The organism is Nocardia sp. NPDC006630 (assembly GCF_040611495.1).
Lineage (GTDB): Bacteria > Actinomycetota > Actinomycetes > Mycobacteriales > Mycobacteriaceae > Nocardia.
On record NZ_JBEXOK010000005.1, the window covers coordinates 230,047 to 256,846 of the forward strand.

Annotated in this window: 22 protein-coding genes and 1 pseudogene; 13 read left to right on the top strand and 10 right to left on the bottom strand. The window is 67.4% G+C overall.

Annotated features, from left to right (window positions below; all coding sequences use genetic code 11):
- Nucleotides 1–98 precede the first annotated feature (98 nt).
- The 5 genes from ABZX86_RS16330 to ABZX86_RS16350 all read right to left on the bottom strand — a co-directional run bounded on the left by ABZX86_RS16330 (nucleotide 99) and on the right by ABZX86_RS16350 (nucleotide 6,086).
- On the bottom strand, nucleotides 99–1,256 hold the full coding sequence (locus ABZX86_RS16330; protein WP_355124189.1) for a hypothetical protein: 1,158 nt from the start codon (nucleotides 1,254–1,256) through the stop codon (nucleotides 99–101).
- Nucleotides 1,257–1,285: 29 nt separating this feature from the next.
- Nucleotides 1,286–2,680, bottom strand: a complete 1,395-nt coding sequence (locus tag ABZX86_RS16335) for a HAMP domain-containing sensor histidine kinase (RefSeq protein WP_355124191.1) — start codon at nucleotides 2,678–2,680, stop codon at nucleotides 1,286–1,288.
- On the bottom strand, nucleotides 2,677–3,393 hold the full coding sequence (locus tag ABZX86_RS16340; protein ID WP_297623122.1) for a response regulator transcription factor: 717 nt from the start codon (nucleotides 3,391–3,393) through the stop codon (nucleotides 2,677–2,679). The genes ABZX86_RS16335 and ABZX86_RS16340 overlap by 4 nt, the downstream gene beginning before the upstream one ends.
- 16 nt (nucleotides 3,394–3,409) lie before the next feature.
- Nucleotides 3,410–3,790 (bottom strand): hemophore-related protein, encoded by a 381-nt coding sequence (locus ABZX86_RS16345; protein WP_355124193.1) that lies wholly within the window; start codon nucleotides 3,788–3,790, stop codon nucleotides 3,410–3,412.
- A 160-nt stretch (nucleotides 3,791–3,950) separates the two neighbouring features.
- Nucleotides 3,951–6,086: an AMP-binding protein gene (locus ABZX86_RS16350; protein WP_355124195.1), complete on the bottom strand. Its 2,136-nt coding sequence runs from the start codon at nucleotides 6,084–6,086 to the stop codon at nucleotides 3,951–3,953.
- A gap of 337 nt (nucleotides 6,087–6,423) precedes the next feature.
- Here ABZX86_RS16350 and ABZX86_RS16355 point away from each other — a divergent pair, with 337 nt between their 5' ends.
- The 7 genes from ABZX86_RS16355 (at nucleotide 6,424) to ABZX86_RS16385 (ending at nucleotide 15,321) form a co-directional block, all read left to right on the top strand.
- Nucleotides 6,424–10,866, top strand: coding sequence for an ATP-binding protein (locus ABZX86_RS16355; RefSeq protein ID WP_355124197.1), 4,443 nt, complete (start codon nucleotides 6,424–6,426; stop codon nucleotides 10,864–10,866).
- Nucleotides 10,863–11,276, top strand: a complete 414-nt coding sequence (locus ABZX86_RS16360) for a roadblock/LC7 domain-containing protein (protein WP_029930951.1) — start codon at nucleotides 10,863–10,865, stop codon at nucleotides 11,274–11,276. Before ABZX86_RS16355 ends, ABZX86_RS16360 begins: the two co-directional genes overlap by 4 nt.
- A gap of 7 nt (nucleotides 11,277–11,283) precedes the next feature.
- Nucleotides 11,284–11,658, top strand: a complete 375-nt coding sequence (locus tag ABZX86_RS16365; RefSeq protein ID WP_297623103.1) for a DUF742 domain-containing protein — start codon at nucleotides 11,284–11,286, stop codon at nucleotides 11,656–11,658.
- Complete coding sequence (locus ABZX86_RS16370; RefSeq protein ID WP_174562575.1) at nucleotides 11,639–12,241, top strand: ATP/GTP-binding protein; 603 nt, start codon at nucleotides 11,639–11,641, stop codon at nucleotides 12,239–12,241. Before ABZX86_RS16365 ends, ABZX86_RS16370 begins: the two co-directional genes overlap by 20 nt.
- Nucleotides 12,242–12,378: 137 nt before the next feature.
- Nucleotides 12,379–13,938: a carboxyl transferase domain-containing protein gene (locus ABZX86_RS16375; RefSeq protein WP_355124200.1), complete on the top strand. Its 1,560-nt coding sequence runs from the start codon at nucleotides 12,379–12,381 to the stop codon at nucleotides 13,936–13,938.
- A 141-nt stretch (nucleotides 13,939–14,079) separates the two neighbouring features.
- Complete coding sequence (locus ABZX86_RS16380; RefSeq protein ID WP_355124202.1) at nucleotides 14,080–14,367, top strand: hypothetical protein; 288 nt, start codon at nucleotides 14,080–14,082, stop codon at nucleotides 14,365–14,367.
- Nucleotides 14,368–14,463: 96 nt separating this feature from the next.
- Nucleotides 14,464–15,321, top strand: a complete 858-nt coding sequence (locus ABZX86_RS16385; RefSeq protein ID WP_355124204.1) for an aldo/keto reductase — start codon at nucleotides 14,464–14,466, stop codon at nucleotides 15,319–15,321.
- A gap of 17 nt (nucleotides 15,322–15,338) precedes the next feature.
- Here ABZX86_RS16385 and ABZX86_RS16390 read toward each other — a convergent pair whose 3' ends face one another.
- Nucleotides 15,339–15,968 carry a TetR/AcrR family transcriptional regulator gene (locus ABZX86_RS16390; RefSeq protein ID WP_355124206.1) on the bottom strand — a complete coding sequence of 210 codons (630 nt, stop codon included), beginning with the start codon at nucleotides 15,966–15,968 and terminating at the stop codon, nucleotides 15,339–15,341.
- Nucleotides 15,969–16,055: 87 nt separating this feature from the next.
- Here ABZX86_RS16390 and ABZX86_RS16395 point away from each other — a divergent pair, with 87 nt between their 5' ends.
- Entirely contained in the window at nucleotides 16,056–17,078 is a 1,023-nt protein-coding gene (locus tag ABZX86_RS16395; RefSeq protein WP_355124208.1) for an aldehyde reductase, read from the top strand.
- A gap of 69 nt (nucleotides 17,079–17,147) precedes the next feature.
- Here the strand turns inward: ABZX86_RS16395 and ABZX86_RS16400 are convergent, their stop codons facing one another.
- Nucleotides 17,148–18,314, bottom strand: a complete 1,167-nt coding sequence (locus ABZX86_RS16400) for an FAD-dependent oxidoreductase (RefSeq protein WP_355124210.1) — start codon at nucleotides 18,312–18,314, stop codon at nucleotides 17,148–17,150.
- Between the two features lie 67 nt (nucleotides 18,315–18,381).
- Here ABZX86_RS16400 and ABZX86_RS16405 point away from each other — a divergent pair, with 67 nt between their 5' ends.
- The 4 genes and pseudogenes from ABZX86_RS16405 (at nucleotide 18,382) to ABZX86_RS16420 (ending at nucleotide 22,985) form a co-directional block, all read left to right on the top strand.
- The gene (locus ABZX86_RS16405; protein ID WP_327143576.1) at nucleotides 18,382–19,107 is read left to right on the top strand and encodes an enoyl-CoA hydratase; all 726 of its coding nucleotides are present in this window, start codon (nucleotides 18,382–18,384) and stop codon (nucleotides 19,105–19,107) included.
- Between the two features lie 11 nt (nucleotides 19,108–19,118).
- Nucleotides 19,119–20,270 (top strand): MBL fold metallo-hydrolase, encoded by a 1,152-nt coding sequence (locus ABZX86_RS16410; RefSeq protein ID WP_355124212.1) that lies wholly within the window; start codon nucleotides 19,119–19,121, stop codon nucleotides 20,268–20,270.
- A 30-nt stretch (nucleotides 20,271–20,300) separates the two neighbouring features.
- Nucleotides 20,301–20,480: pseudogene (locus ABZX86_RS16415) on the top strand (antitoxin); the annotation flags it as partial.
- A gap of 231 nt (nucleotides 20,481–20,711) precedes the next feature.
- Nucleotides 20,712–22,985 (top strand): ATP-dependent DNA ligase, encoded by a 2,274-nt coding sequence (locus ABZX86_RS16420; RefSeq protein WP_355124214.1) that lies wholly within the window; start codon nucleotides 20,712–20,714, stop codon nucleotides 22,983–22,985.
- A gap of 4 nt (nucleotides 22,986–22,989) precedes the next feature.
- Here ABZX86_RS16420 and ABZX86_RS16425 read toward each other — a convergent pair whose 3' ends face one another.
- Complete coding sequence (locus ABZX86_RS16425) at nucleotides 22,990–23,649, bottom strand: isochorismatase family cysteine hydrolase (RefSeq protein WP_355124216.1); 660 nt, start codon at nucleotides 23,647–23,649, stop codon at nucleotides 22,990–22,992.
- Nucleotides 23,650–23,699: 50 nt separating this feature from the next.
- Nucleotides 23,700–24,353, bottom strand: a complete 654-nt coding sequence (locus tag ABZX86_RS16430) for a hypothetical protein (protein WP_355124218.1) — start codon at nucleotides 24,351–24,353, stop codon at nucleotides 23,700–23,702.
- 549 nt (nucleotides 24,354–24,902) lie between these two features.
- Here ABZX86_RS16430 and ABZX86_RS16435 point away from each other — a divergent pair.
- A complete protein-coding gene (locus ABZX86_RS16435) occupies nucleotides 24,903–26,090 on the top strand; it encodes a lipase family protein (RefSeq protein ID WP_355124220.1) in 1,188 nt (395 codons plus the stop codon).
- 56 nt (nucleotides 26,091–26,146) lie between these two features.
- Here the strand turns inward: ABZX86_RS16435 and ABZX86_RS16440 are convergent, their stop codons facing one another.
- Nucleotides 26,147–26,788 (bottom strand): ammonium transporter, encoded by a 642-nt coding sequence (locus ABZX86_RS16440; RefSeq protein WP_355124222.1) that lies wholly within the window; start codon nucleotides 26,786–26,788, stop codon nucleotides 26,147–26,149.
- Nucleotides 26,789–26,800: the final 12 nt, after the last annotated feature.

Below are 26,800 nucleotides of genomic sequence, written 5' to 3' on the forward strand. Positions count from 1 at the left end.
GCGCGGGTAGAGCGGTAGTGCAAACGGGTCGATTAGAGCAATTCGGGCATGATTCTATCTGGAAGAACCGCTGATTGTTGCTGATTGTTTGCGAACGTTTATTTGCGAACGATATCCACCGGGTCCGCCAGCGCGGTCGCGATCACCGACTGCTGCGGCACCCCACGCTGCGGCAATGCGGTCAGCGCCTTATCGGCCTGCGAGCCCAAAGTGGTCGTCACAGCCTGCAATTGGCCCACCCCGGAGGTGAGCGCCGACAGCGCGGCGAGCAGCTGTGTCTTACCCTCATCGGCCAGCTGCGGAATGCTCGCGGCCAGCTGTCCGCCCTGATTCAATTGCGCACTCGCCTCACCCAGGCGCGTCGCGCCATCCCGCAGCAGCTGCCCGATCTGGGTATTCGGCGTGACCGCGGTTCCGACCAGCGTGCCCACCCCTTCGAGCTGTGTCCCCGCCTGGTTCGCGACGGTTTGCAGCCCCTGCAACTGCGTGATGATGCTCGCCAGCTGCGGATCGTTCGCGAACGGCAGTGCCTGCAACAGCGGGACGATGGAATTGATGCCCCCGCTGAGCTGACTCGCGGCCTGCGAGACCTGCCCCACCGTCACCCCGGTCGAATCCAGTGCGGTGGCAAACTGATTCGCCTGCGTGGTGGCCGCCGCGACCGTGGTGTTCAGGCTGTTGATGGCCGAGGTGATCTGCCCGGCCCCGACCTTCGCCTGATCCAGGAAAGCGAGCATCTGATCCGCCCCGGACCCGAACTGCTGCGCCCCGTCGGCGGCAGCTTTCACACCGGCATTGAGCAGCATGGTGGTGAACTGCATCTGCGATACCTGCCCGCGTGCGGAGTTCATGGACGCGAAGACGGTGTCCAGTCCCGATGCGCTGATCTTGCGGGTCACCTCGGTCACCGCGTCGTTCACGGTATTCGCGTCGGCATGTTCGGCGGTGTCCACGGAAACCTGGGTGCGCTGTGGTTTATCGGTGGCCAGCGTGGCGACCGAGGTGGACAGGTTCGCGGGCAGCGTGATCACGGCCGCGTAATCCTTGGTGGAGGCGGAATCCACCACATCCCAGTGGCCGGTCCCGCTGTCCTGCAGCGCCCGCGCGATCTTCGCGCCCATCGGTCCGGTGTCCTTATTGATCAGTGCCACCCCCGTCGGCGCCGGCGACACCCGGAGATAGCCGATCACACCCGCCGTGACCGCGGCAGCGAGAATCAGAACGAGCAGGGCCCAGCGACTGCGTTTAGCGAACACTATTAGAACCGTAGAGGTCCGAAATGGCGCTAGCTCTGACGTTTGTCTGAGAGTTCGGTAAAGACTGGATTGTCTGGTATCTCCAGGACCAGTCGCACACCGCCGAGCAGCCCGTCGTCGAAATACGCCCGGCCACCGTGCAATTGCGCCTGCTGCGCCACCAGCGCCAGCCCGAGCCCGGACCCGCCCTTGATGGCCCGGCTGCCCCGGAAGAACCGCTCGAAGACCGCGGTCCGCTCCTCCACCGGAATACCGTGACCATTGTCGTCGACCGATATGACTATGTGCCCGTGGGCATCTCGATGCGCGGACACCAGCGCCTCGGTCGCCCCGCCGTGCCGCGCGGAATTGGTGAGCGCATTGTCGATCGCCAATCGCATACCGGTCGGCAGGCCGCGCGTGACCAGCTCGGCATCGGTATCGACGCGCACCTTCAGCGTCGGGAAGTGCCGGCTCGCATCGTGCACGGCGGCATCGATGAGTTCGGCCACATCGGTGGCCACATGGTCGCGCACATTGGTGAGATCACCGGCCGCGAGCCGTTCCAGCGCGGCCAGGGTGGACTCCACCCGATTCTGCCCGCGATGCAGATCGGCCAGGATTTCCGCGCGCTGCGTCTCGTCCAGATCGAGTGTGCGCAGCACCTCGAGGTCGGTGCGCATGGCGGTCAGCGGCGTGCGCAGTTCGTGCGCGGACACGGCGGCGAAATCACGCGCGGTCTCCAGCGCCGCCGCGGTCTCGGCCTGCGCCCGGTCGATGCGCAGCAGCATGGTGTTGACCGCATCGGCGAGCTGCTCGGCCTCCCGCACGCCGGAGCCGTCGACCGGTTGCGGCACACCGGGTTTGCCGTGCCCGTCCAGCCGCTGTGTCAGATTCTCGATGGGCCGCACCGCACGCCCGCCGAACAGCCAGCCGAGTCCGGCCGCCGCGGCGACCGCCAGCAGTGCGGCCCACAGCACCCAGCGGCGCTGCGAGGCGGTGGCGCGTTCGTTCTCGGTGGTCGGAAGACCAAGGGAGACAATGCGACCCGCAGGCTGATTCTGGGTCGTGGTCATCACGCGGTAGGTATTGCCGTCCACCGTGACGGTCTGATTGCCCACCGGCAGCGGGGGCAGCTGAACTCCGGTGCTGGCCAGGGATCCATCGGCATTGCGCACGGTCAGCGCCAGATCATTGGTGGGCCCGAGCACCCCGAGTACGGTCACCGCGAGCACCGGTTCGATCAATACCACCCGCGAGGTGACGGCCAGCTGCTGATCGGCCTGCGCCAGATTATTACGCTCGATGGCGTACATGGTGAACCAACTCAGCACTGCCACAATGATTGTCGCGCCGAGCGCGGCCGCCGCGGCGACGCGGGCCCGCAGCGAATACGAGCGGCGGCGAGTGCGGCGGCGGAAGCGGGGCAGGCGAAGGGCGCTCATTTCGGTGCGCGCAGCACGAATCCGACGCCGCGAATGGTGTGCAGCAGGCGCGGCGTGCCGTCGATCTCCAGCTTGCGCCGCAGATAGCCGACAAAAACGTCCACCACATTGGTGTCGGCCGCGAAGTCGTAGCCCCACACCAATTCCAGCAGCCGTTCCCGGCTGAGCACCACGCCGGCACTACGGGCCAGTGTGGACAGCAGTTCGAATTCCCTTTTGGTGAGCTCGATTTCGTCGCCGTGCAGCAGGGCGCGGTAACCCGCGACATCCACTTCGAGCGGGCCCACGGTGATCGCGCCGGGAATGGTGGAGGCGGGCACATCACTGCGGCGGCGCAGCAGCGCCTTGATCCGCGCCACCAGTTCGGCGAGTACGAACGGCTTCACGAGATAGTCGTCGGCCCCGGATTCGAGACCGGAAATGCGATCGTCGACCGAACTGCGCGCGGACAGTACGCAGATCGGCACCTCATTGCCCATGGCGCGCAGCGCGGTGACCACGCCCGCACCGTCGAGGATGGGCATATTCATATCGAGCACAATCGCATCGGGGGCGGCCTCGGTCACGGCGCGCAGCGCGGCCGCACCGTCCCGGGCGATGACCACCCGGAACCCCGAGAGCCGGAGCCCGCGTTCGACCGAGACGAGCACGTCCTCGTCGTCGTCGACGACCAGGACAGTCGGTACCTCGCCGCGTTCGCCCACGGGCTCCATACTGTCAGGCTCTACGTCAGTAGTTGTGGCAGGAGTCGGCGACCTGCTGGATCGAGGCGCCGATGCCGGAGGCGCGCGGGTCGTCGGTGTTGGCGGCCTCCGGGTGCTCGCTCATATAGGCGTCGAATTCGGCCTGACGCTGGGCGACCGGCTGATCGAACTTGGCCTGCAGTTCGGCCTTGGCCGAGGGGTTCTGATCGAGGTAGGTGGCCAGCGACGGGGCCTTGTCGTGCAGCGCGGCATCCACCTGCGTGAAGGTGCAGGTCGAATTCAGCAGCGGCCCGGCCAGATCCGCCGGGCTGGCGGAGGCGGTGGCCGGGACGAGCGAGATGGCGAGGGTAGCGAGCGCACCGGCTCCGAAGACTGCGGCGATCCGGCGATTACGGACGAAACTCATGCATCGACCTTTCTCGGCTAGCACGCGGAACCACGGTGATCCGCGCCAGGAATGTGCGCGGATCCCTCGATCCGTGCCCGCCCGACGCTAGGCCATCGGCATGGGGGGCGCTTGAGCTCAGTCTGAGAAAACCGTGAGGGTGTGTGGCGCCCGACACATGTCAGGCGGTCGGCGCGGGATCTCCGGTGGGCGCGGCGGCGGGGCCCTCGGTGGCATTCGGATCGATGCGACGGAACGGCATGGTGGCGGCGGTCGCGGCATCGGCCGCCGCAATGCGCTCCTTATCCTCCATGAGCGTCACCGCATCCCGGATCTGCTTCTCCAGGGTGGTCAGCATGCCGGCGTCCTCGATGGTCGGCGGCACCTCGTACGCATCACCCGCCGCGATCTGACGCATGGTGCGGCGCAAGATCTTTCCGGAGCGGGTCTTGGGCAGTGCGGTCACCGCGACCACGTCGTAGAGGGTGGCGATCGCGCCCACCCGCCGGCGGACCCGGTCGATGATCTCCGCGCGCAGGCGTTCGGGCTCGATATCGACACCGGCCTTGAGCACCACGTATCCGATGGGCCGCTGCCCCTTCAGTTCGTCCGGCACCCCGACCACCGCGGTCTCGGCGACCAGCGGGTGCCCGGCGATGGCGGCCTCGATGCCACCGGCCGAGAGCCGGTGCCCGGCCATATTGATCACGTCATCGCTGCGCCCGAGGACGAACAGGTACCCGTCCTCGTCGAAGTAGCCGGAGTCGCCGCTCAGATAGTGGCCGGGATAGGCGGAGAGATAGGAGCGTTCGAAGCGCGCGTCGTCCCGCCACAGTGTGGTCAGGGTGCCGGGCGGCAGCGGCAGCCCGATGACGATATTGCCCTCTGTATTGGGCGGCACCGCATTGCCGTCGGAGTCCAGCACGCGCAGCCGGTATCCGGGCACCGGCACCGAGGCGGAACCGGCCTTGATCGGAAGTTGTTGCAGCCCGAGCGGATTGGCGCAAATAGGCCAGCCGGTCTCGGTCTGCCACCAGTGATCCACGACCGGGCAGTCGGGCCGGTCCGCGAGCAGGGTCTCGACGGACCACTCGTAGGTGGTCGGGTCCAGGCGCTCGCCCGCGCAGAACAGGGCGCGCAGCGAGGACAGGTCGTGGCGGCGGGCGGTCGCGGCCTCCGGATCGGCGCGGCGGATGGCGCGCAGTGCGGTCGGCGCGGTGAACATCACATCGACCTTGTATTCGTCGACCATGCGCCAGAAGGCGCCCGCGTCGGGCGTGCCGATCGGCTTGCCCTCGTACAGGACCGTGGTCGCGCCGACGAGCAGCGGCGCGTAGACGATGTAGGAGTGCCCGACGACCCAGCCGATATCGGAGGTCGTCAGCATGACCTGCCCGCCGTCGACGTCATAGATATTGCGCATGGACCAGGCCAGCGCGACCGCGTGCCCGCCGTTGTCGCGCACCACGCCCTTCGGCTTCCCGGTGGTCCCGGAGGTGTAGAGGATGTACAGCGGATCGGTCGCGGCCAGCGAGACCGGGTCGGCGGGTTCGGCGTCGCGGGTGGCGTCGTCCCAGTCCAGCCAGCGGGCGGCCACGGTCTCGGAGGAGGCGGGCAGGCTCTCGGTGGCGGCCTGATCGGCCGGAAACCGCATGGTGTCGAAGCCGTCGCGGTGCTTGACGATGACATTGCGGGCCGCGGTGGTCTGGGCGAGGTCGAGGGCCTGCAGCACGATCGGCGGGTATTCGATGCGCCGCCCCGGTTCGAGGCCGCCGGAGGCTGTGATGATGAGCACAGGCTCGGCATCATCGATGCGGGCGGCCAATTCGTGGGCCGCGAAACCGCCGAAAACCACCGAGTGCACCGCGCCGATCCGGGCGCAGGCGAGCATGGCGATGACCGATTCCGGAATCATCGGCATATATATGACGACTCGATCGCCGGTTTTGACGCCGAGCCGCAGCATGGATCCGGCAAATCGGGCGACTTCGTCCAGTAGCTCCCTATATGTGTAAACCAGCCTGGCGCCGGTCATAGCGGAGTCGTATATTAGGGCGGGCTGATCGGCGCGACCCCCCTCCTGACCCGGGGAACCCTCCTCGGATGGTGTGATCTCGCGCACATGTCGATCGAGCGCATTGTAGGAGGTGTTGAGGCGAGCGTCCGGAAACCAGCGGGCCGTCGGGCGCGCAGCCGAGTCGACAATTTGGGTGGGCGGCACATCCCAGCTGATGGACTCGGCCGCGGTGCGCCAGAACTCCGAGGGATCGACCAGGCTCAATTGATACGCCGGTCGGTACTCCTGCTTCACGTTCAACCCCGTGACTCCCTAGCTCCGCAGCACGCATGTGAAGGGCATGGATGCCCGCCTCGATAGATCAGCCTGATTGTGGCAGACTTCACGCGACGTCCGGGCGGACGCCGCGACCTTTGATTTTGCCTGCAAACGGCAGGTCAGCGGCCGGTGGTTGCCAGAAGGTCACACAAGAAGTTATTGATCCGTTAGAATCGCATGTCACATATTTCGGCCGTCATGGACGCAATTTCTCGGCCAGCCGCAGTTCTCGGTCAGCTCTGCTTGTCGAGCCCAGCGTGCGATCGCGGAGGCTCGCTGATAGCGCGTGGCAGGGGCCAGTTTGGAAAGTGAGTGGGAGATGCGTGACGCCGCTAGGTCCGGCAGCAATAAGCGCTGGGCGCTGAGCAACTGGGACCTGCGATGGAAGGTGACGGCGGTTCTCGCCGTCCCGCTTTTGGTCGCCGTCGTGCTGGGTGCGTCCAGGATCTCGGCCGAATTCGCCGACTCGAGCCGTCTTGCCACGGCTGTCGATCATGTCGGGGTCATCCCGGCGATCACCGGTCTCAGTGCTGCCGCCGGCCAGGTCTCCTCGGGCCAGGCCATCATGATTTCGCCGACTCAATCCATGACTTCGGACCCTGAGCTGGCCGCCTTGGACACCGCGATCCAATTCGCCGAGAAGGCGGCGCCGCGGGTGAGCGATATCCCCAGCGCGCGCTCCGCACTCGACGAGATGATCGTGAGCGCCAAGGCCGTCCGGGCCGAGGGCCTGGTTCCGACCAAGACGGTCGCCGACGCCACCGCCGCGACCGAGAAGATCCGCGGCGACAGCGTCAAGACGGTCGAGACGATTGTCGCCTCCGTCGCCGATAAGAATGTCGATCAATCCAAGCTGCGCCTGGTCGATTCGCTGAACACCCGCGCCATCATGGTCGGGGAGATCGCGGGCATCGCCGAGGCGCTACGCGGTAATTCCAAGGACGGCCTGCGCGACTTCACCATCAGCGCGAACACCGAACGCCAGATGCTCGGCGTGCTCGGGCACCGCTTCGCCGACGGTGACGCCTCCATCTCGGATCTGAACCGGCTCGTGGATACCCGCCTGCAGCTCACCACCGGTGCGCAGGCCACTTCGGGTCAGCTGCCGGTCGCCGATATCAAGGACTCGCTCGAGCAGAGCCTGAACATCTATCAAACGATCGTGAACAACTCCACCAAGGACATTGTGTCCCGGGTGGATTCGCTGGCGAGCACCGCGCGCACCGATGCCATCCGCTACTCGGTGATCGTCATCGCCACCATCCTCGGCGCGCTCGCGCTGGCCGTATTGATTGCGCGCGCGATGATCGTGCCGCTGCGCCGTCTGCGCCTGGCCGCGCTCCGTGTCGCCGAATACGACCTCGGCCAGGAGGCCACGCAGCTGCGTGACGGCGCCGATCCGGAAGATGTGCCGCTGGAACCGATGCCGGTGCACACCGATGAGGAAATCGGCCAGCTGGCCCGCGCCATCGACGATATCCACGGGCAGGCGCTGCGCCTGGCCGCCGACCAGGCCACCATGCGTACCCAGGTCAACGACATGTTCGAGACCCTGGCGCGGCGCTCCAAGTCGCTTGTCGATCACCAGCTCTCGCTCATCGAGGCGATGGAGTACGACGAGAAGGACCCGCGCCTGCTCGAAAACCTCTTCCGCCTGGACCATCTCGCCGCGCGTATGCGCCGCAACGGTGACAACCTGCTGATTCTGGCCGGTACCACCAAGCAGCGCCGCGGCAAGTCGGCCCCGGTCGAGATCGCGGACGTGCTGCGCGCCGCCATCTCCGAGGTCGAGGACTACGAACGCGTGAAGCTGGGCGCCACCCCGCGCGGCGCCCTGACCGAACCGGCCGCCTCCGATATGGCGCACCTGTTCGCCGAGCTGCTGGACAACGCACTGCGTGCCTCGCCGCCGGAAACGGACGTGAAGTTCACCTTCGCGCAGGCACACGATCAGGGTCTGCTCATCGAGGTCGCGGACCGCGGCATCGGTATGCCACCGGCCGAAATGGCCGAGATCAACCGTCGTCTGGAAACCACCGCCGAGGTCGGCCCGGACACCGCGCGTCACATGGGCCTGTTCGTGGTCGGCCGTTTGGCCGAGCGCCACGGCCTGGTCGTGCGACTGCGCCCGACCTTCGATACCGCTCGCGATCCCGGCGTGACCGTCACCGTGCACGTACCCAAGCCGCTGATCGTCGGCACCAGCGGGCCGATTGCGGTTCCGCCGCAGTCCAATCAGCAGCAGCCGGCTCCGGCCGCGCCGCAGGGCGCGGGCAATCAGGCCGGTGCGCCGTCCTCCATGCAGATGCGTGCGGTCACCCGCACCGCCACCGGCAATGTCATGGTCACGGTGGATCCCGGTGTGAGCGGGCCGATTCCAGCCGGTGCGCCGGCTCCGGCGGCGGCCAGTGCCTCCACCGGTCTACCGACCCGGCAGCCCGGTGTCGCCATTCCGGGCGGTCTGCCCGGTAGTGGCGGCGGTCTGCCGCAGCGGCAGCCGGGCGTCAACGGCCCGACCGTCAAGCACACCGTGGCCGCCCCGGCGGTGGATAGACCGGGTGGCCTACCCCAGCGTGCTCCCGGCGCCAATGGTCCGGCCGCGCCGGCCGCACAGCCGGGCGCCAACCTCCCGCAGCGCCAGCCGGGCGATGGCCCGGCCCGCCCGGGCGGCGGTCTCGCCGCCAATATGCTTCGCCGCCAAGGTGGTCCGGGTGCTCCCGGCGGACCGGGTGCCCCAGGTGCTCCGGGTCAGCCGCCGCGTCCGGGTGGCCTGGGTGGTCCGGGCGAGTCCGGCCTCCAGCAGCGCGGCCCCGTGCCGCCGCAGCGTGATGGTGGCCTGGCCCCCCGCGATCCGTCCGGTGGCCTGCCGCAGCGTGATGCTTCGGGCGGTCTGCCCCAGCGTGATGCGTCCGGCGGTCTCCCGCAGCGGGATGCCCCGGGTGGTCTGCCGCCGCGTGATCCGTCCAATGGTCTGCCGCAGCGTGGCGATGCCTCCGGTGGTCTTCCGCAGCGTCAGCCGGGCGTGAACGGGGCACCCGGCCGGGAGCCGAGCGTCGGCCTGCCGCCGCAGCGTTCCACGCCGGGTGGCTTGCCGACTCGTGATCCGGGCAAGAACGGCGCCCCGCAGAACGGTCAGCCACTGGGTGGTGCCGCACCGCAGCGGGAAACCGGTCTGCCCCAGCGTGATTCCGCCCCGATCAATCGCCCGCCGCGTGATCCGGCAGCCGGCGGCCTCCCGCCGCGTGATCCGGCCGCAGGCGGTCTACCGCAGCGCGGCGACGCGTCGGGTGGTCTACCGCAGCGTGATCCGTCCAACGGTCTGCCGCAGCGTGGCGATGCCTCCGGCGGTCTCCCGCAGCGTGATGCCTCGGGTGGTCTGCCGCAGCGTGATCCGTCCGGCGGTCTGCCGCAGCGTGATCCGGCCGCGGGTGGTCTACCGCAGCGCGACGCACTGGGTGGTCTCCCGCAGCGTGGCGACGGTCTCGGTGGTCTCCCGCAGCGTGGTGATGCTCCCGGTGGTCTGCCGCAGCGTGATCCGTCCAACGGTCTGCCGCAGCGTGATCCGGCGTCCGGTGGTCTGCCGCAGCGTGATGCCTCGGGCGGCTTGCCGCAGCGTGGTGATGCGTCCGGCGGCTTGCCGCAGCGCGGCGACGCTTCGGGTGGTCTGCCGCAGCGTGATGCGTCCGGTGGACTCCCGCAGCGTGATGCGTCCGGTGGTCTCCCGCAGCGTGATGCCACGGGTGGTCTGCCCCAGCGTGATGCCACGGGTGCGACCGGTCTGCCGCAGCGGGATACGGGCCGCCACGGCCTGCCGCCGCGCGATGCCGGTCTGCCGCAGCGTGATGTGGGCCAGACGAACCTGCCGGGCCGCGACGCCGGTGGTAATCGCTTGTCGCCGCGCGATTCTGCCGCCAATGGCTTGCCGCAGCGTGACTCCGGATCGACCGGTCTCCCGCAGCGCGGCGATGCCTCCGGTGGTCTGCCCCAGCGTGGGGATGCCTCGACCGGTCTTCCGCAGCGTGGGGATGCGTCCGGTGGTCTTCCGCAGCGTGATCCGGCCGCCGGTGGCGGCCTGCCGCGCCGTGCGCCGGGCGGCAATGGCGCGCCGCAGCAGGACGCCCCGTTCGGTGGTCTGCCGCAGCGCGCCCCGACCGGTGGTCTGCCGCAGCGTGATCCGGCGAGTGGTGGTCTGCCGCAGCGCGACAGCGGCCTACCGCAGCGTGGTGCGACCGGTCTGCCGCAGCGTGATCCGGGTGCGGGCCTCCCGCAGCGCCCGGCCCCGCTGCCCGGAATCGGTCTCCCGCAGAACGATTCCCTCGACCCGAAGGATCGCGGGCGGCACAGCTTCCGCTCGAATCCGCAGAAGGCGGCCTCGTTCTTCCAGACCCGTTTGCAGCCTGCGGGTGAGGCCGAAGCGTCCATGGGTACGCCGATTTTCGCCGAAATGATGTCGGCGTGGTTGACGGATCCCAGTGCGGACCGCTCCCAGGTGGCAAACTCCTTCGAATCACCGGGTGATGAGGGTTGGCAGGCCGCGCAGCGCGCCATCGAAGCCGAGCCGCAGCGGCGTACCCCTTCGGGTCTGCCGCAACGTGACCCGGGTAATCGTCTCGTGCCGGGCGGTGTGAACGGAAACGCTGACAAGCAGGCCCATCGCGACCCAGAATCCATCAGGTCGAGTCTGAGTCGGCATCAGCAGGGTGTCCGGGATGGCCGCGCAATGAAAGAAATGAACCTAACCGGAGATAAAGGAGACCGATGAACCCCGATCTAGGTGGTACGAAGCGTCAGCTGGATTGGCTGGTTTCGAATTTCGCCAATGAGGTTCCCGGCGTTGCGCATGCGGTTCTAGTTTCGGCGGACGGCCTGCTGATGGCCGCGAGCGCGCAGCTGCCCGTGGATCGCGCCGAGCAGCTGTCCGCCGTGACCGCGGGCCTCGCGAGCCTGTCGGTGGGTGTGTCCAATCTGTTCGAGGGCGGCACCGTGCTGCAGTCGGTCGTCGAGATGGAGCACGGATACCTGCTCCTGATGGCCGTCGGCGATGGCTCCTACCTCGCGGTGCTCACGAATACCTCGTGCGACATCGGACAGGTGGGATACGAAATGGCGTTGTTGGTCGAGCGAGTGGGCCAGACAGTCCAGGCCACACCTCGCGTCACGATGGGTTCCTGATGGCGGGATGGACATAGACAACGAACGCGTCGGTAGCGCCGAGCCGAGCCTCGTCCGCCCGTATTCCCTGACCGCCGGCCGTACGCGGCCGAAGGTGGAATTGGCGTTGGAGGCGCTCGTCGCATCGCATCCGGTCGCCCTCGAGCGGCAGTTCGAACTCACCAACATCGAGACGTCAATCGTGGAGTTGTGTAGAGAATCGCCGTCTGTCGCCGAGGTCGCCGCGCGCCTGGGTATCCCGATAGGGGTGGCCCGGGTGCTGGTCGCCGACCTCATCGATGCCGGCCATGTGCGGGTTTCGGCGACATTGAAAGACGATTCCAGCGACGATGAACGTCGCGAGCTGATCGAAAGGGTTCTCAGTGGACTCCGGCGTATTTGATTCGACGACACAGGTCGATACGCGCACAAGCAAGCCCACGTCGGCCAAGATCGTGGTCGCCGGTGGTTTCGGTGTGGGTAAGACGACCCTGGTAGGTGCCGTCTCGGAGATTGTTCCGCTGCGCACCGAGGCTTTGGTGACCAATGCCAGTGTCGGCGTGGACAGCCTCACGGGTGTCCCGTCGAAGGCCACCACCACGGTGGCCATGGACTTCGGCAGGATCAGTCTTGCCGACGACCTGGTGCTGTATCTGTTCGGCACGCCCGGCCAGTACCGCTTCTGGTTCATGTGGGACGACCTGATCCGCGGCGCCATCGGCGCGGTGGTGCTGGTCGATACTCGCCGCCTGGAAGACAGTTTCGCCGCCGTCGATTATTTCGAGGCGCGGAACCTACCCTTCCTGGTGGCGATCAATGAATTCGATGATGCGCCAAGGTATCCGGTGGAGGACATCCGTCAGGCACTCGCTGTGCCCGCGGATGTGCCGATCCTGTCGATGGATGCCCGTCGACGGGAACCGGTGAAGCAGGCGCTCGTCGCCGTCACCGAGTACGCACTGCGCAAGGTAGTGCAGGGCTACTAGTTCGCGGCTCGAATCCGGACTGCGGCGATACCCGCACGCGCCAGTCGGGCGCGGCGAAGGACTGCCGGTAGGAAAAGATTCGAGCTTCGAGGGCCGCGAACCAGCGTTGCCGCGGGCAACGCACGTGGTGCACAACTATGCTCGCGCCCGTGAAGATTTCGGCGCGCGAATTGCTCGGCGAATTGCTCGATCCCGGTTCCTTCGAGAGCTGGGATCGACCGCCGATCGAAGTCTCCGCTTCCCTGGCGTACCGGGCGGAGTTGGAGGCGGCCGCGTTGTCGGCGGGCACCGACGAGTCGGTGCTCACCGGTGCCGGGTTGCTGCGTGGGCGGCGTATTGCCGTAATCGCTTGTGAATTCAGTTTTCTCGCCGGATCTGTCGGTGTGGCAGCGGCCGAACGCATTGTGTCTGCGGTGGAGCGCGCGACCGAGCTCGGCCTGCCGCTGCTGGCGTCGCCGACCTCCGGTGGCACTCGAATGCAAGAGGGCACAGTCGCTTTCGTGCAGATGGTGAAGATCGCCGGCGCCATCGCGACGCACCGATCCGCTGGGCATCCGTATCTGGTGTATCTCCGGAATCCGACCATGGGTGGCGTATTCGCCTCGTGGGGATCGTTGGGGCACATGACTTTTGCCGAACCCGGGGCATTGATCGGCTTCCTGGGTCCGCGCGTGTACAAGGCACTGTACGGCCGCAACTTCCCTGAGGGTGTGCAGACCGCAGAAAATCTCTACCACAGCGGCGTCATCGACGGCGTGGTGCCGGTCTCGGTGTTTCGCCGCATCGCGCACCGCACCCTGAACGTGCTCTGCGACGGACCGCAGCCGCTCACCGAAATGGAAAGCAACACCCGCGAATTCGACAATGGCGTGGGGATTTTGCAGGCCGGGCACGAGCTGCGCGGTCCGGCACTGCAGGTCGGTGACAATGTGCCGGCCTGGCAGTCGGTGCTCATCTCCCGCCGCGGCGACCGCCCGGGAATTCGGGACCTGCTCCGCCACGCGACCGATCGAGTTCCCCTGTCCGGCACCGGCCAAGGCGAATCCGACCGCACGGTGGTGCACGCCCTCGCTCGATTGCGGGGCCAGCCGTGCGTCCTCTTCGGCCACGATCGCGCCGGTCAATCGCCCGACCAGACAATGGGTCCCGCAGCGCTGCGGGAAGCCCGCCGCGCCATGCACCTGGCCGCCGAACTGCAGGTACCGCTGGTACTGGTCATCGACACCATCGGCGCCTCACTCTCCCGTGAGGCGGAGGAGCGCGGCCTGGCTCCCGAAATCGCCCGCTGCATAGCCGATCTGGTGACCCTCGATACCCCGACGGTCTCGGTCCTGCTGGGCCAGGGCAGCGGCGGCGGCGCGCTCGCCCTGCTTCCCGCCGACCGAGTACTGGCCGCCGCCAATGGCTGGCTCGCCCCCCTCCCGCCCGAGGGCGCCAGCGCCATCGTCTACCGCGATACCCTGCACGCCCCGATAATGGCTGCGACGCAGGGCATTCGCGCGACGGAACTGCGCGCGGACGGCATAGTCGACACCATCGTCCCCGAATATCCCGATGCCGCCGATGAGCCCGTGGATTTCGCCCTCCGCATGGTCTCGGCGATCGCCGTCGAACTCGCCGAACTGACCTCGAAGCCGGTAGCAGAGCTCCGGGCCGTCCGGCATCGCCGCTATCGCCGCTTGGGCCTGCCCGGCTGAATGCTGCGACCGAATTTGGTGGCACCGTTTTTGGGGGCTCACAGAAGCGCGCACATTTCACTACCGTGACGAAGCGACACAGACGGAATTGCTTGCGGCGTAAGGTAATTGCTTCGCGAGTCCGAATCGCGGAGGCTTCTGATGTACCGAACTGCTCGTCTCATCACGATCGGCGCGGTCGCGGCCGCGGCGCTGACCACCGGCGTCACCACCGCTTCCGCGGATACGGGCTCCGCCGCCTCGGGTTCGGCCGGTTCGGGTTCGTCGAGCATGGTCGCCTCGATCGTGCGGGCGCTCGAGTACAGCCTGGGAGCGTCGTCCGGCAGCTCGGATGCGATGCAGAAGCTCCTCGCCGGTACCGGCTCTTTCAGTCCCTGCGATCTCACTGTCAGCCTTGATCCCGCCTGCACGTGGGGCGCGGGCCGGTAGCTGCTGAAAGTTAGCTCGTTCACATATGGATATCCGGGGCTGACACGCGCGGGCGCGTGGTTGACGCCCAGGTAAACCGCTTCTACGGTCGGAATGGTGACTTACCGGAGCGAGACCAGCGCAGTTCCTTCCATCGTCCTGAACGACGGGCAGGTCATGCCGAAGCTCGGCTACGGCGTGTTCAAGGTCGCCGCCGAGGAGGCCGTCGACGCGGTGGCGGCCGCACTGCAGGTCGGCTATCGGAGTATCGATACCGCGGCCATCTACGGCAATGAGTCCGAAGTGGGCAGCGCACTGCGGGAATCGGGCCTGCCGCGTGACGAGCTCTTCGTCACGACCAAGCTGTGGAACAGCAATCAGGGCTACGACTCCACGTTGCGCGCGTTCGACGAGAGCATGAAGCGTCTCGAGCTGGACCGATTGGATCTCTACCTGATTCACTGGCCGATTGCTGAGGCCGGACTGTACGTCGATTCGTTCCGCGCGCTGCAGGCACTCAAGGCGCAGGGCCGGGTCACCTCCATCGGCGTCTCCAACTTCACCCGGGCCAATCTGGAGCGGGTGATCGCCGAGACGGGTGAGGCCCCGACGGTGAATCAGATCGAGCTACACCCCTACCTGCCCCAGACCGAGCTGCGCGCCTTCCATTCCGAGCACGGCATCATCACCGAAGCCTGGAGCCCCCTGGGCCGTGGCGCGGAGCTGGAGGATCCGGTCATCGCCGCCATTGCGGGCGAGACCGGCCGCACTGCCGCCCAGGTGATCCTGCGCTGGCATATGCAGCTCGGCAATGTGGCCATCCCCAAGTCGGTCACCCCGTCCCGGATCGCCGAGAACTTCGAGGTCTTCGATTTCGAACTGACCGACGAGCAGCTGTCGCGAATCAACAGCCTGGACAACGGCACTCGCATCGGACCCGACCCGGACACCTTCCAGATCGACGCGCCCGCCTGATCCCGCCCGCGCTCGCCTCACCGCTGTGGCCACCTGCTGTCGATGAGGTCGGTGAACATCCGGGTGACGCGGTCGGCGAGCGCGGCCGCGGTGGTGCCCATATGCGCGGCGCGCGCCTCGAGTTTGCCGTCGAGGGTGAGCGAGGCCAGTCCGTGCGCGAGGCTCCACCAGGCCAGGGCCAGGGTTTCGGCGTCCTCGGCCGGTAGCTCGCCCGCCCGGGTGGCGTCGGCGAGCGTGTCCTCGAGGATCGCGAAGGCGGCGTCGCCCGCATCCTCGGTGTCCGGATGGTTGTGCGGCTGGGAGAGTTCCGGGCGGAACATCAGCCGGAAATAGGTCGGGTGCTCGCGCGCGAATCCGACGTACCCCTCGGCCATCTCGATCAGCGCCTCGCGGGCCGAGGTGGTGTTGTCGCGGATGGAAAGCAGTGCCGCGCCGAGTAATTCGAAGCCGCGGGTGGAGAGCGCGGCCAGCAGCGCCGCCCGGTCGGTGAAGTGGTGGTAGGGCGCGCCCGGACTCACCCCGGCCTCGCGCGCGACCCGCCGCAGGCTCACCGCCGCCAGTCCCTCGGTGTCGATCAGCCGCAGCGAGGCGCGCAGGAGTTCTTCGCGGAGGTCTCCGTGGTGATAGCGGTCCTTGGTCGGCGACATGGAATGAGCGTAAGGGGTTGACTTCACCGCGCCCCGGCATCTATACAGTGTTTAGATTCTGAACACTGCTTAGATTGGAACCCGCTCATGTCCGATCTCGTTCTTGTCACCGGCGCCTCCGGCTATGTCGCCGGGCATGTCATCAGTGAACTGCTCAGCAATGGCTACCGGGTGCGCGGAACCGTCCGCTCGCCGGGCCGCGCGGACCTGTCCCATCTCGACGGCGTGGAGCTGGTCGCGGCCGACCTCGGCTCGGATGCCGGCTGGGCCGATGCGGTCGAGGGCTGCCGCTACGTCGTGCACACCGCCTCACCCTTCCCGTCCGCCGAGCCGGAACACGAAGACGACCTGATCCGCCCCGCGGTGGACGGCACCCTGCGTGTGCTGCGCGCCGCCGCGGCGAGCGGTGTCGAGCGCGTGGTGCTCACCTCGTCGGTGGCCGCCGTCCGCTGCGGCAACCCCGGCCGCGACCTCACCGAAGCCGATTGGTCGGATCCCGCCGCCTGCAACGCCTATGAGAAGAGCAAAACCCTCGCCGAGCGCGCCGCCTGGGATTTTGTTGCCGGAAACCCGAAACTTGAACTGTCCGTGATCAATCCGGGCATGATTCTCGGCCCGGTGCAGCGCGCGGTAGCCGGCACCTCCGTCGACGCGGTCCGACTGCTGCTGTCCCGCGAAATGCCCGGCGTCCCGAATTTCGGCTTCGCCACCGTGGACGTCCGCGATCTGGCCATCGCCCACCGCCTCGCCATGACCGCACCTCGAGCGGCGGGTAGCCGCTATATCTGTGCAGGAGAACAGGTCTCACTCCCCACCATGGCTCGCACCCTGGCGACTACCTACCGCGTCCCCACCCGTGTCCTGCCCGATTGGCTGATCCGTCTCACCGCCCGTTTCAATCCGGCAGCTCGCACCGCCGCCCGCTACCTCGGTCAGACGGAGCGAGTCAGCGCGGCCAAGGCGCGCGCCGAACTCGGCTGGACGATGCGCCCGGTCGAACAAACCCTCCTCGACACCGCCGCCGGCCTCATTCGCTTCGGCCTGGTCGCCGACCCGGGCGCACCCGGCGGGAAGAAGGCGTCCACCGCATCCCGGGCTGTCGTGGCGTGAGCCCCGGCACGATCCGGAATTTCGGAATCGGCTGCCGGGCCGCGAATCCCGCTATTCGCCCGGCCTTGTTCATCGGTGCGGCAGGCCCAGATAAGTGGTGAGTTCTACCGCGGCCGCGCGCCCCGCTCGATTGGCGCCGATGGTGCTGGCGGACGGTCCGTATCCGATCAGATGGATGCGCGGGTCTGCTGCCACCTGGGTGGCCAGCTGCCCGGTCATGGTGATGCCACCGCCGGGCCCGCGCAGGCGCAGCGGGGCCAGGTGATCGAGTGAGCTGCGGAATCCGGTGGCCCAGAGGATGACGTCGATATGCTGGAAAGTTCCGTCGGCCCAACGGATTCCGTCGGTTTCGAGGTGGTCGAACATGGGTTTTCGGTCGAGCACGCCGCGCGCCCGGGCGGCGCGGACGCGGTCGTCCTCGGGTAGTCCGGTCACCGATACCACCGAGCCGGGCGGCAGTCCGCGCCGCACCCGGTCCTCGACCATGGCGACCGCCGCACGACCGTCCTCGGGCCCGAAGCTCTTGTCGCGGAACACCGGTTCGCGCCGGGTGACCCACGTGGTCTTCGTCACCTGTGAGATTTCGTCGAGCAGCTGGATGGCGGTGATCCCGCCGCCGACCACGAGTACGTGCTTGCCGGCGAATTCCGCCGCGGTGCGGTAGTCGTGGGCGTGCAGTTGCCTGCCCCGGAAGCGGTCGGCGCCGCGGTAGTAGGGGATGAACGGCTTGTCCCAGGTGCCCGTGGCATTGATGAGTCCGCGCGTGCGAATGCTGCTGTCCACCACAGGAGTAGAGACCGTTCGGTTTTCATCGCCGCTGCCGCCCGGCCGGGTCTCCGCATGCAGCAGACCGTCGACCTGTTCATTCGGGCAGGTCACAGCACTGGCCCGATCGCACACCACCCGCACCGACACCGGCCTGTGCACCCGCAGATCGAAGCGCTTCTCGTACAACTCGAAGTACTGCGGCACCGCCGTGGCTGCCTGCGCATGCTCCGAGCCGTCCGGCAGCGTCTCCTCGAACGACATACCGGGCAGATCGTGCACCCGATTCACCGTGCTCAAAGTCAGTGACGGCCACCGGAACTGCCACGCCCCGCCCGCCGCGGGGGAGTGGTCCACAATCAGGAAATCCTCCTCGGGCCGCAGCCCGAGTCGCCGCAGGTGGTAGCCCACCGACAGACCGGCCTGGCCCGCACCGATCACCAGGATCTCGACATCGGGTGTTGCGGTCACGAACCAGACGGTACGCCCGCTTACAGTTGAGATGACCATGGGTACGCAGCACAGTGGGGAAGGACAAATGCTCGGAGTCAGCCGCGATGGCGAAGTTGTCACCATCGAACTGCAGCGTCCGCAACGACGGAACGCACTCAACGAAGAGCTGGTCGGGCTGTTGCGCGACGCGATCGAGCAGGCCGCCGAATCGGCGCGCGTCATCGTGCTCACCGGCCAGGGACCGATCTTCAGCGCCGGCGCTGATCTGGACGGGGTCTACTCCGACACCTTCCTGGAGGGCCTACTAGGTATGTTGGCCACCATCCAGACGGTGCCGGTTCCGGTGATCTCCGCCATCAACGGCGGGGCGCTCGGCGCCGGGGTACAGCTGGCCATCGCCTCGGACCTGCGAGTGATGAGCCCGGATTCGTTCATTGCCGTGCCGGCGGCGAAACTCGGTATCTCCGTGGACCGTTGGACCGTGCGGCGCCTCTCGGCGCTGATCGGCCCGGGCCCGGCGCGCACCATTCTGCTGGGCGCGGATCGGATCACGGCGCAGGACGCCTACAACTTCGGCTTCGCCAACAAGCTCGGCACGCTGGCCGACGCACAGCAGTGGGCCAAGCAGATCGCCGAGCTCGCGCCGCTGTCGCTGCGGCATATGAAGCTGGTTTTCAATGATGACGGCAGCCGGACCACGGACACCGCCGAGCAGAGCGCGGCCCTGGCGGCAGCCTGGGCCAGCGACGATGCCAAGGAGGCGCGCGCGGCCCGGCTGGAGAAGCGCCCGGCGAAGTTCACCGGCCGATGAACGGAGAGCGCATGGCCGCAAACGCGCGCAGACTGGTGGGTATGGCTGCGGGTGCGTTCGGAATCTCCTGGTTGGTGCGGGCGGCCTGGGGCATCCCGTCCGCCATCGGCGCCTCGACGTCGGCCATCGCGCCGACGGCGACCGGCGCCACCACCTATCGCAAGGGGCAGTTCCACAACACCGAGCCGAGTTCACAGCTCACCGGCTCCGGATTGGATCTGCTGTATCAGCTTGTGACACAGCGGGATACGGGCCGCCCGCCGGGGCAGATCCCGGTGGAGACCCCGGTTGTTCCCGACCAGGCCGCTGATCTGGCGGTCACCTGGTATGGCCACGCCTCCTGCCTGGTCGAGGTCGACGGCTATCGCGTACTGGCCGATCCGGTGTGGAGTGAGCGCGTCTCGCCCTCGCCGCTGGTCGGCCCGGCCCGCCTGCATCCGGTGCCGACGCCGCTGGAGGCGCTGCCGCCGCTGGACGCGGTGCTCATCTCGCACGATCACTACGACCATCTGGACCGCGACACCATCGATACGCTGGTGCGCACCCAGCGGGCGGTGTTCATCGTCCCGATCGGCATCGGCGCGCATCTGCGGCAGTGGTCGGTGCCGCCGCAGCGCATTGTCGAATTGGATTGGGGCTCTTCGGTTTCCCTCTCCGAACTGGAGCGCGAGCACGATGACGGCACCGATCTGGTCATCACCTGCTCCGAGGCCAGGCATTTCTCCGGGCGCGGGCTGGTGCGCAACACCACGCTGTGGGCGTCCTGGTCCATCGCCGGTCCGACCCGCCGGGTGTATTTCGGCGGCGATACCGGTTACACCAAGGCGTTCGCCGAGGCGGGTGCGCGGCTGGGCCCGTTCGATCTGACCCTGCTGCCCATCGGCGCGTACGACCGGCACTGGCCGGATGTGCACATGAATCCGGAAGAGGCGGTGCGCGCACACGCCGATCTGTGTGTCGGAGACCCGGGCTACGGCCTGCTGGTGCCGATCCACTGGGCAACCTTCAATCTGGCCTTTCACGGCTGGTCGGAGCCGGTACGCCGGTTGGTCGCGGCGGCGCGGGAGGCGGGCACCGCGGTCGCCGTGCCGAAGCCGGGACAGCGGATCGACCCGATTGGCCTCCCACCACGGGATACCTGGTGGGAGGATGTCCGCGAATGACCTAGGACCGAGAGTGAAGGAGCAGGGGCTGTGAGTCTGATAGACACGCTCAAGGGATTGGTCGGTAAGGGCAAGGAAGTGGCGGCCCAGAACGCCGACAAGATCGAGCAAGCGGTCGACAAGGGCAAGGATGTCCTCAACGAGAAGACCGGCGGGAAGTACTCGTCGCAGATCGACAAGGGTGCCGACGCGGTCAAGAACGCCATCCCGGCCGATGCCGCGGCAGAGGCGGCTCCGGCCGCTCCCGCCGAGCCCGCACCGGCCGAGGCGGCGGCCGCGCCCGCCCCGGAGCCGGTGGCCGAGCCGGCTCCGGAACCCGCTCCGGGGGAGCAGCCTCCGGCGTAGTTCCAGCCAGGTCGTTGCGGGCCGTTCGGTTCCGGCTGAGAACGCGCCGGTGTCCTGAACGGCCCGTTGGCTTTTCATGCGCTCTAGACTGCAGGGATGGGGTCCCGGCGGGATTTCGGGGGCATCGAGGTTGGTCTGACCAACCTCGACAAGGTGCTGTACCCGGCCACCGGCACCACCAAGGGTGAGGTCATCGACTATTTCGCCGCTATTGCCCCGGCCCTGCTGCCGCATATCGCGGGCCGGCCGGTGACCCGCAAACGCTGGCCGAACGGGGTCGACGAGTCGTCCTTCTTCGAGAAGAATCTGCCCGAGCATGCGCCGAAATGGTTGCCGCGCCGCACCGTAGAGCATTCCGACCGGCCGGTGGTCTATCCGCTCATCGAATCGGTGGCCGCCATGGCCTGGCTGGGCCAGCAGGCGGCGCTGGAATTACATGTGCCGCAATGGATCTTCGACGGCACCGAGCGTGGTCCGATCACCCGGCTGGTCTTCGATCTGGACCCCGGGCCGGGCGCCGGACTGGCGCAGTGCGCGGAGGTCGCGCTCATTCTGCGGGATGTGGTGCGTGAGGTGGGCCTGGACGCCTATCCGGTGACCAGCGGCTCCAAGGGAATTCATATCTACGTGCCGCTGGATCGGCAGCTGGGCCCGAACGGCGCATCCACCGTCGCCAAGCAGGTGGCCACCAATCTGCAGCAGCTGCGCCCGCAATTGGTGACGGCGAATATGGCCAAATCGGCACGCGAGGGCAAAGTGCTGCTCGATTGGAGCCAGAACAATACGGCCAAGACCACCATCGCCCCGTATTCACTGCGCGGCCGCACCGAGCCTTGGGTGGCCGCACCGCGCGCCTGGGAGGAGATCGAGAAGCCGAAACGGTTGCGGCACTTGCACTTCGATGAGGTGCTGCGACGATGGCAGGAGAACGGTGATCTGCTGGCGGGATTGGACGAGCCGCTGCCCGAGCGCACCGGCGATCGCCTCGACACCTACCGCTCCATGCGCGATGCGCAGCAGACGCCGGAGCCGGTGCCTGCCACCGCCCCGGTGCCGAGTGCCGGGAATCGCTATGTGATCCAACAGCATCGAGCGCGGCGGCTGCACTGGGATCTGCGCCTCGAGCGCGACGGCGTGCTGGTGTCCTGGGCCGTGCCCAAGGGTCCGCCGATCGACACCCACGAGAACCGGCTCGCCGTGCACACCGAGGATCATCCGCTCGAGTATCTGGACTTCCACGGCGCTATTCCCCAGGGGCAGTACGGGGCCGGGGAAATGGAGATCTGGGATTCCGGCGTCTACGAGACGGAGAAGTGGCGCCCGGACGAGGTCATCGTCCGGCTGCGCGGGCAGCGCCTGGACGGCCGATACGCGCTCATCCAGACCAACGGCAATCAGTGGCTCATGCATCTCATGAAGGATCAGGCCGCGCGGGACGCCACGAAAGGAAATGGTGCTCAACAGGTTTCAAAGCCCAAGGAGCCGGTGCCGCTACCGCACGGCCTGACGCCCATGCTCGCCACGCCGGGTGATGTCAGCACGCTCGACGCCGAGCGCTGGGCGTTCGAGACCAAGTGGGACGGCTTCCGCCTGATCGCCGAAATCGACGACGGCACGGTTTCACTGCGCAGTCGGACCGGGCATGTGGTCACCGCCCGCTATCCCGGCCTGGCCGCACTCGGCAGCGAATTATCCGGTCACCGTGTGCTTTTGGACGGTGAGGCGGTGGTCTTCGACGATCACGGCGTCGCGAACCAGGGCCTGCTGCGCGCCGATTCGCATCGCGCGGTCTTCGCGGCCTTCGACGTCCTGCACCTCGACGGCACCTCACTGCTGCGCAAGCGCTACGAGGATCGCCGCCTCGTCCTGGAGACCCTGGCGAAACAGGCTCCGTCCCTGGTGGTTCCGGCCCGCCTCTCGGGTTCGGGGGCGGACGCCCTCCGATACAGCCAGGACAACGGCCTGGAAGGAGTGGTGGCCAAACGCCGCGATTCCGTTTATCTGCCCGGTCGCCGCGGTAGTTCCTGGATCAAGACCCGCAATTGGCGCACGCTGCCGGTGGTGATCGGCGGCTATCGCAGTTCGGAGAACCGCCAATTCGCCTCGCTGCTGGTGGGCATTCCGCATGCGGGCGGCCTCTACTACCTGGGCCGGGTCGGCACCGGCTTCACCGATCGGGAGTTGACCGACCTGTCTGCCCGGCTCCGCCGCCTGGAGCGCAAGACCGGCCCGTTCGACAATGAGCTCACCGCCGAGGAGAGCAAGGACGCCGTCTGGGTGAGCCCGAAACTCACCGGCACGGTCCGCTTCATGAATTGGACCGAGGCCGGACGCCTGTGGCATCCGGCCTGGATTCCCGCCTCGGACTGAGCTTTCAGCGCGCCGGCGGCCAGGAGTTCTTCTCCAGCAGCGGTGCGAGGGTGCCGGTATCGGTGACGAGGGCATTGCCCTGGAAGGCGAATTCGTCCCAGGCACGAGCCAATCCGGCCTCGTCCCGGCCACCGACGGCATCGCGCACCACCACCGGAACGAATCCGAGATCGGTCGAGTGCGCGACGGTCGGCGCAATGCCGATCTCCAGCGCCACGCCGGTAATGGCATACGCGCCGATGCCCAGATCGCGCAGCGTCGAGGCCACCGGCGTGCCCTCGAACGCCGACATGGTGGTCTTGTCGAAGACGACCTCGTCCGGCTGCGGCCGCAATTCCGGCACGAGCTGGAAACCGGGCGAATCGGGCTGCAGAATCGGATTCACCTCGTCCACCGAATCCACGCCCTGCCAGTTCATGGCCATGCGCAGCGCAAACGCTCCCATGAGCCGCTTGGGCAGAAACATGTGCCGCAGGAAGATCACCGGATACCCGCCGCGCCGGGCGGCCTCGACCACCTGCACCACCCGCTCCACCACCTGCTGCCCGTCCGGCAGCTGCCCGACCACCCCGACCTGCATGTCGTAGACGATCACCGCCAGCCGATCCGGCGCACACAGATCCTCGAGCGTCTCCGGAATCTGCACTCCATTACCGTGTCGCATCGCTCTCCGTAATCGGTAGCTCCCACAACAGCTTTCGAAAATCCACAGTACTAGGGAGTTGTCACCGGGAGCGGAGCGGCGGCCGGGCCGTGGTCGGCGGCCTGCGCGGGGACTTCCCGGAAGCCGGGCAGGAAGCGGTCGGCGAAGGGGATGAGCAGGTGAATGAGGGGCCCGATCCCGAAGGCGTAGACCAGGGTTCCGATGCCGACGCTGCCGCCGAGTATCCAGCCGATCGCCAGCACGGTGACTTCCAGCGAGGTCCGAACAATCCAGACCGGCCGCCCGGTCCGGCGAACCAGTCCAGTCATCAGTCCATCACGCGGACCTGGACCCATGCCCGCGCCGATATAGAGCACGGTGGCAATCGCATTGAGCACCACCGCCGCACCCATGGCCCCGCCCCGTAACCAGAGCCCGTCCAGCTGCGGCAGCACCCGCAGCCCGACATCCACCGACACCCCGATCACCACGACATTGCTGATGGTCCCCAACCCCGGCATCTGCCGTAAAGGTATCCAGGCCAGCAATACCGCGGCTCCGGTAATGGCAACGATGGTCCCGAAACTCAGTGGCACATGGTCGGCCACCCCCTGATGAAAAACATCCCAGGGATCCAGCCCGAGCGCCGCCCGCAGCATGACCGCCATAGACAAGCCGTACAACCACAACCCGACATAGAGGGCAACCAGCCGACGCAACAACATGCGCCAATCATCCCGACAGCTGGCCTTCTAAAACAGATCCACTTCCAAGTTACTGGCCTCTATCTGAATCGGCTCCACGTGCCCAGCTTTGCAGTCCCTGGAAGGAGGCGAAGCGAATGCCTGCCCCGGCTGCCGTCTCATCGGCGCGCCGTGGAGCGATTGCTCGAGACCGAGCCGGAGATGGTGCCGCCCTCTCGGTCCACAGGCCGCGACGAATTCGTCGGCTCAGTGCTGAAGTTGTGCTGGTACAGATGTTGCTGGTGGGGTGTTGTTGCGGCGTGGCTTCTTTCGGGCGCGCGGGAAGGCGCTGACCTGGGGGTATGGTCGCTGTAATGGTGGTTCTCCGAGGCGCTGGAGCCGTCGGTCGGGTGCGAGTCCGTCGGGACCGGGGCGTCGGGGCATTCGACGCTGGAGGCCGATATGCGGGGGAATGGGTTGGGGTTCGGACTATTCGCGTGCGGGAGCGATGGCGCAGGGTGGGGCCGGTCGGCGGTGACAGGGTTCGTGCGATTCGTGCGGCGGGGTGCGGTGCGCCGGCGGATTGGCGTGGTGGGGATTGTCGTGATTCTGGCGGGGGTGGTGGTCGCGCCGGTGGCCTCGGCGGATGTGCCGTTTCCTGAGGATGATTCGTTTTATGTGGCGCCGGCGGCGGTGGGGTCCTTCCCCGATGGGGCGGTGCTGAATTCGCGGCCGATCTCGGCGTGGGGGTTGCCGCTGCCTGTTGCGGGGTGGCAATTGCAGTTCCGGAGTACGGATTCGGCGGGGGCGGCGATTGCGGACGTGGCCACGGTGCTCACGCCGATGGTGCCGTGGCTCGGGCCGGGTGGGCGGCCGCTGCTGTCGTATCAGGTGGCGGAGGACAGCCTCGGGACTCGGTGCGCGCCGTCGTTCGCGCTCGGTGGCGGGCGGGATCAGTCGATCATCAATACGGCGCTGGACATTCCGTTCCTCACCGCGATGCTGCTGCGGGGCTGGGCCGTTGTGGTCACCGATTACGAGGGGCCGCAGTCGCGGTTCTTCGACGGGGTGAATTCGGGCCGAGGGGTGCTGGACGGTGTGCGCGCCGCCAAATCGTTTGCACCGGCAGGCATTACCGATAGCAGTCCGATCGGCGCCTGGGGATACTCGGGCGGGGCCTTCGCCACGCTGTGGGCCATGCAGCAGCGGGCGGCCTATGCTCCGGAGCTGTCGTTCGCGGGCGTGGCTTCCGGTGGTGTGCCCGCCGGTATCGCGGATATCGCCCGCCGGGTCGATGGTCAGACGCAGGCCGGTCTGGCGGTCCTCATGCTGGTTGCGTTCGCGCGCAACGATATCGGCTCGGGATTGCTATCGGATCTGAATGATCGCGGCCGCGATCTCGTCGCGCAGGAGTCCACGGCCTGTGGTGCGGATCTGGTGCTGCGGCACGTGAATCAGCAGCTGGATGAATACTCCGATACACCGAATCTGCTGTGGCATCCGCAGTTCGTGGCCGCCACGCAGCGCCAGGAGCTGGGCGCGAGCGCGCCCGATGTCCCGCTGTACATGTATCACAGCACCGCTGACGACGTGATTCCCGTCGCGGGCTTCTCCGCCCTGGTGGATCGCTATTGCGCACTGGGAGCGGACATTACGGCCGTGCACTCCGCCATTCCGGGCCACAATCCCGCCGCCGCGGTGGAGTCCCTCGGCGCGATGAACTTCCTCGCCGACCGCTTCGCCGGGCAACCGGTGGCCCCGGGCTGCACGGTGCGCTGAACCGGTCGGGGCGCACACCGAAAGGTGCGCGCCCCAACAGAATTCGGTACCGACGACTAGTTGACGGTGCTGTCGTTGTACTTGGTGGTGCCGGGAGCTGCCACGAGCGTGTTGACGAGGTCGATTCCGGCGATGAGCAGCGCGGGGCCGCCGACCACCAGGGTGCCGATAATGCCGCCGACCGCGGCGCCGGCGATAACGCTGGCGATGACGGTGGGCCCGGCGACAATTCCGGACAGGCCGACCAGTGCGCCGAGCGCGGTGCCGATGAGGCCGCCGATGGCGGTGGCAATGCCGAACTGGCTACTGAAAGTCTGCATGGCCAGCAGGTTTTCGGAAGGAGACGCCACCGGCTTGACCGCCACCGGGTACGCCGCGGCGACATTCTTGACCGCCGTCAGCGACAGCGTGTGGGAATCGTCGGCGAGCGAACTCGTCAGCGGATACGCGGTGCCGTTGTCCTCGAAGGACAGCGGCAGGCTCACCAAAGTGTTACCCGCGGTGTCCTTGATGTTCACCGCGGAGCCGGTCAGTTCGAACCGACCATTCGTTAGAGTGGTCACCACGGTGTTGCCGACCAGGTTCGCCTGGTATCCGATATCGGGAACAGCGGAATCGGCATGTGCGACACCGGCTCCCGCGATGGCGACCGCAACTGCGATAGGTGCGGCAACTGCGGTGATCTTGCGCAGCATCATTTGGCTTTCCAA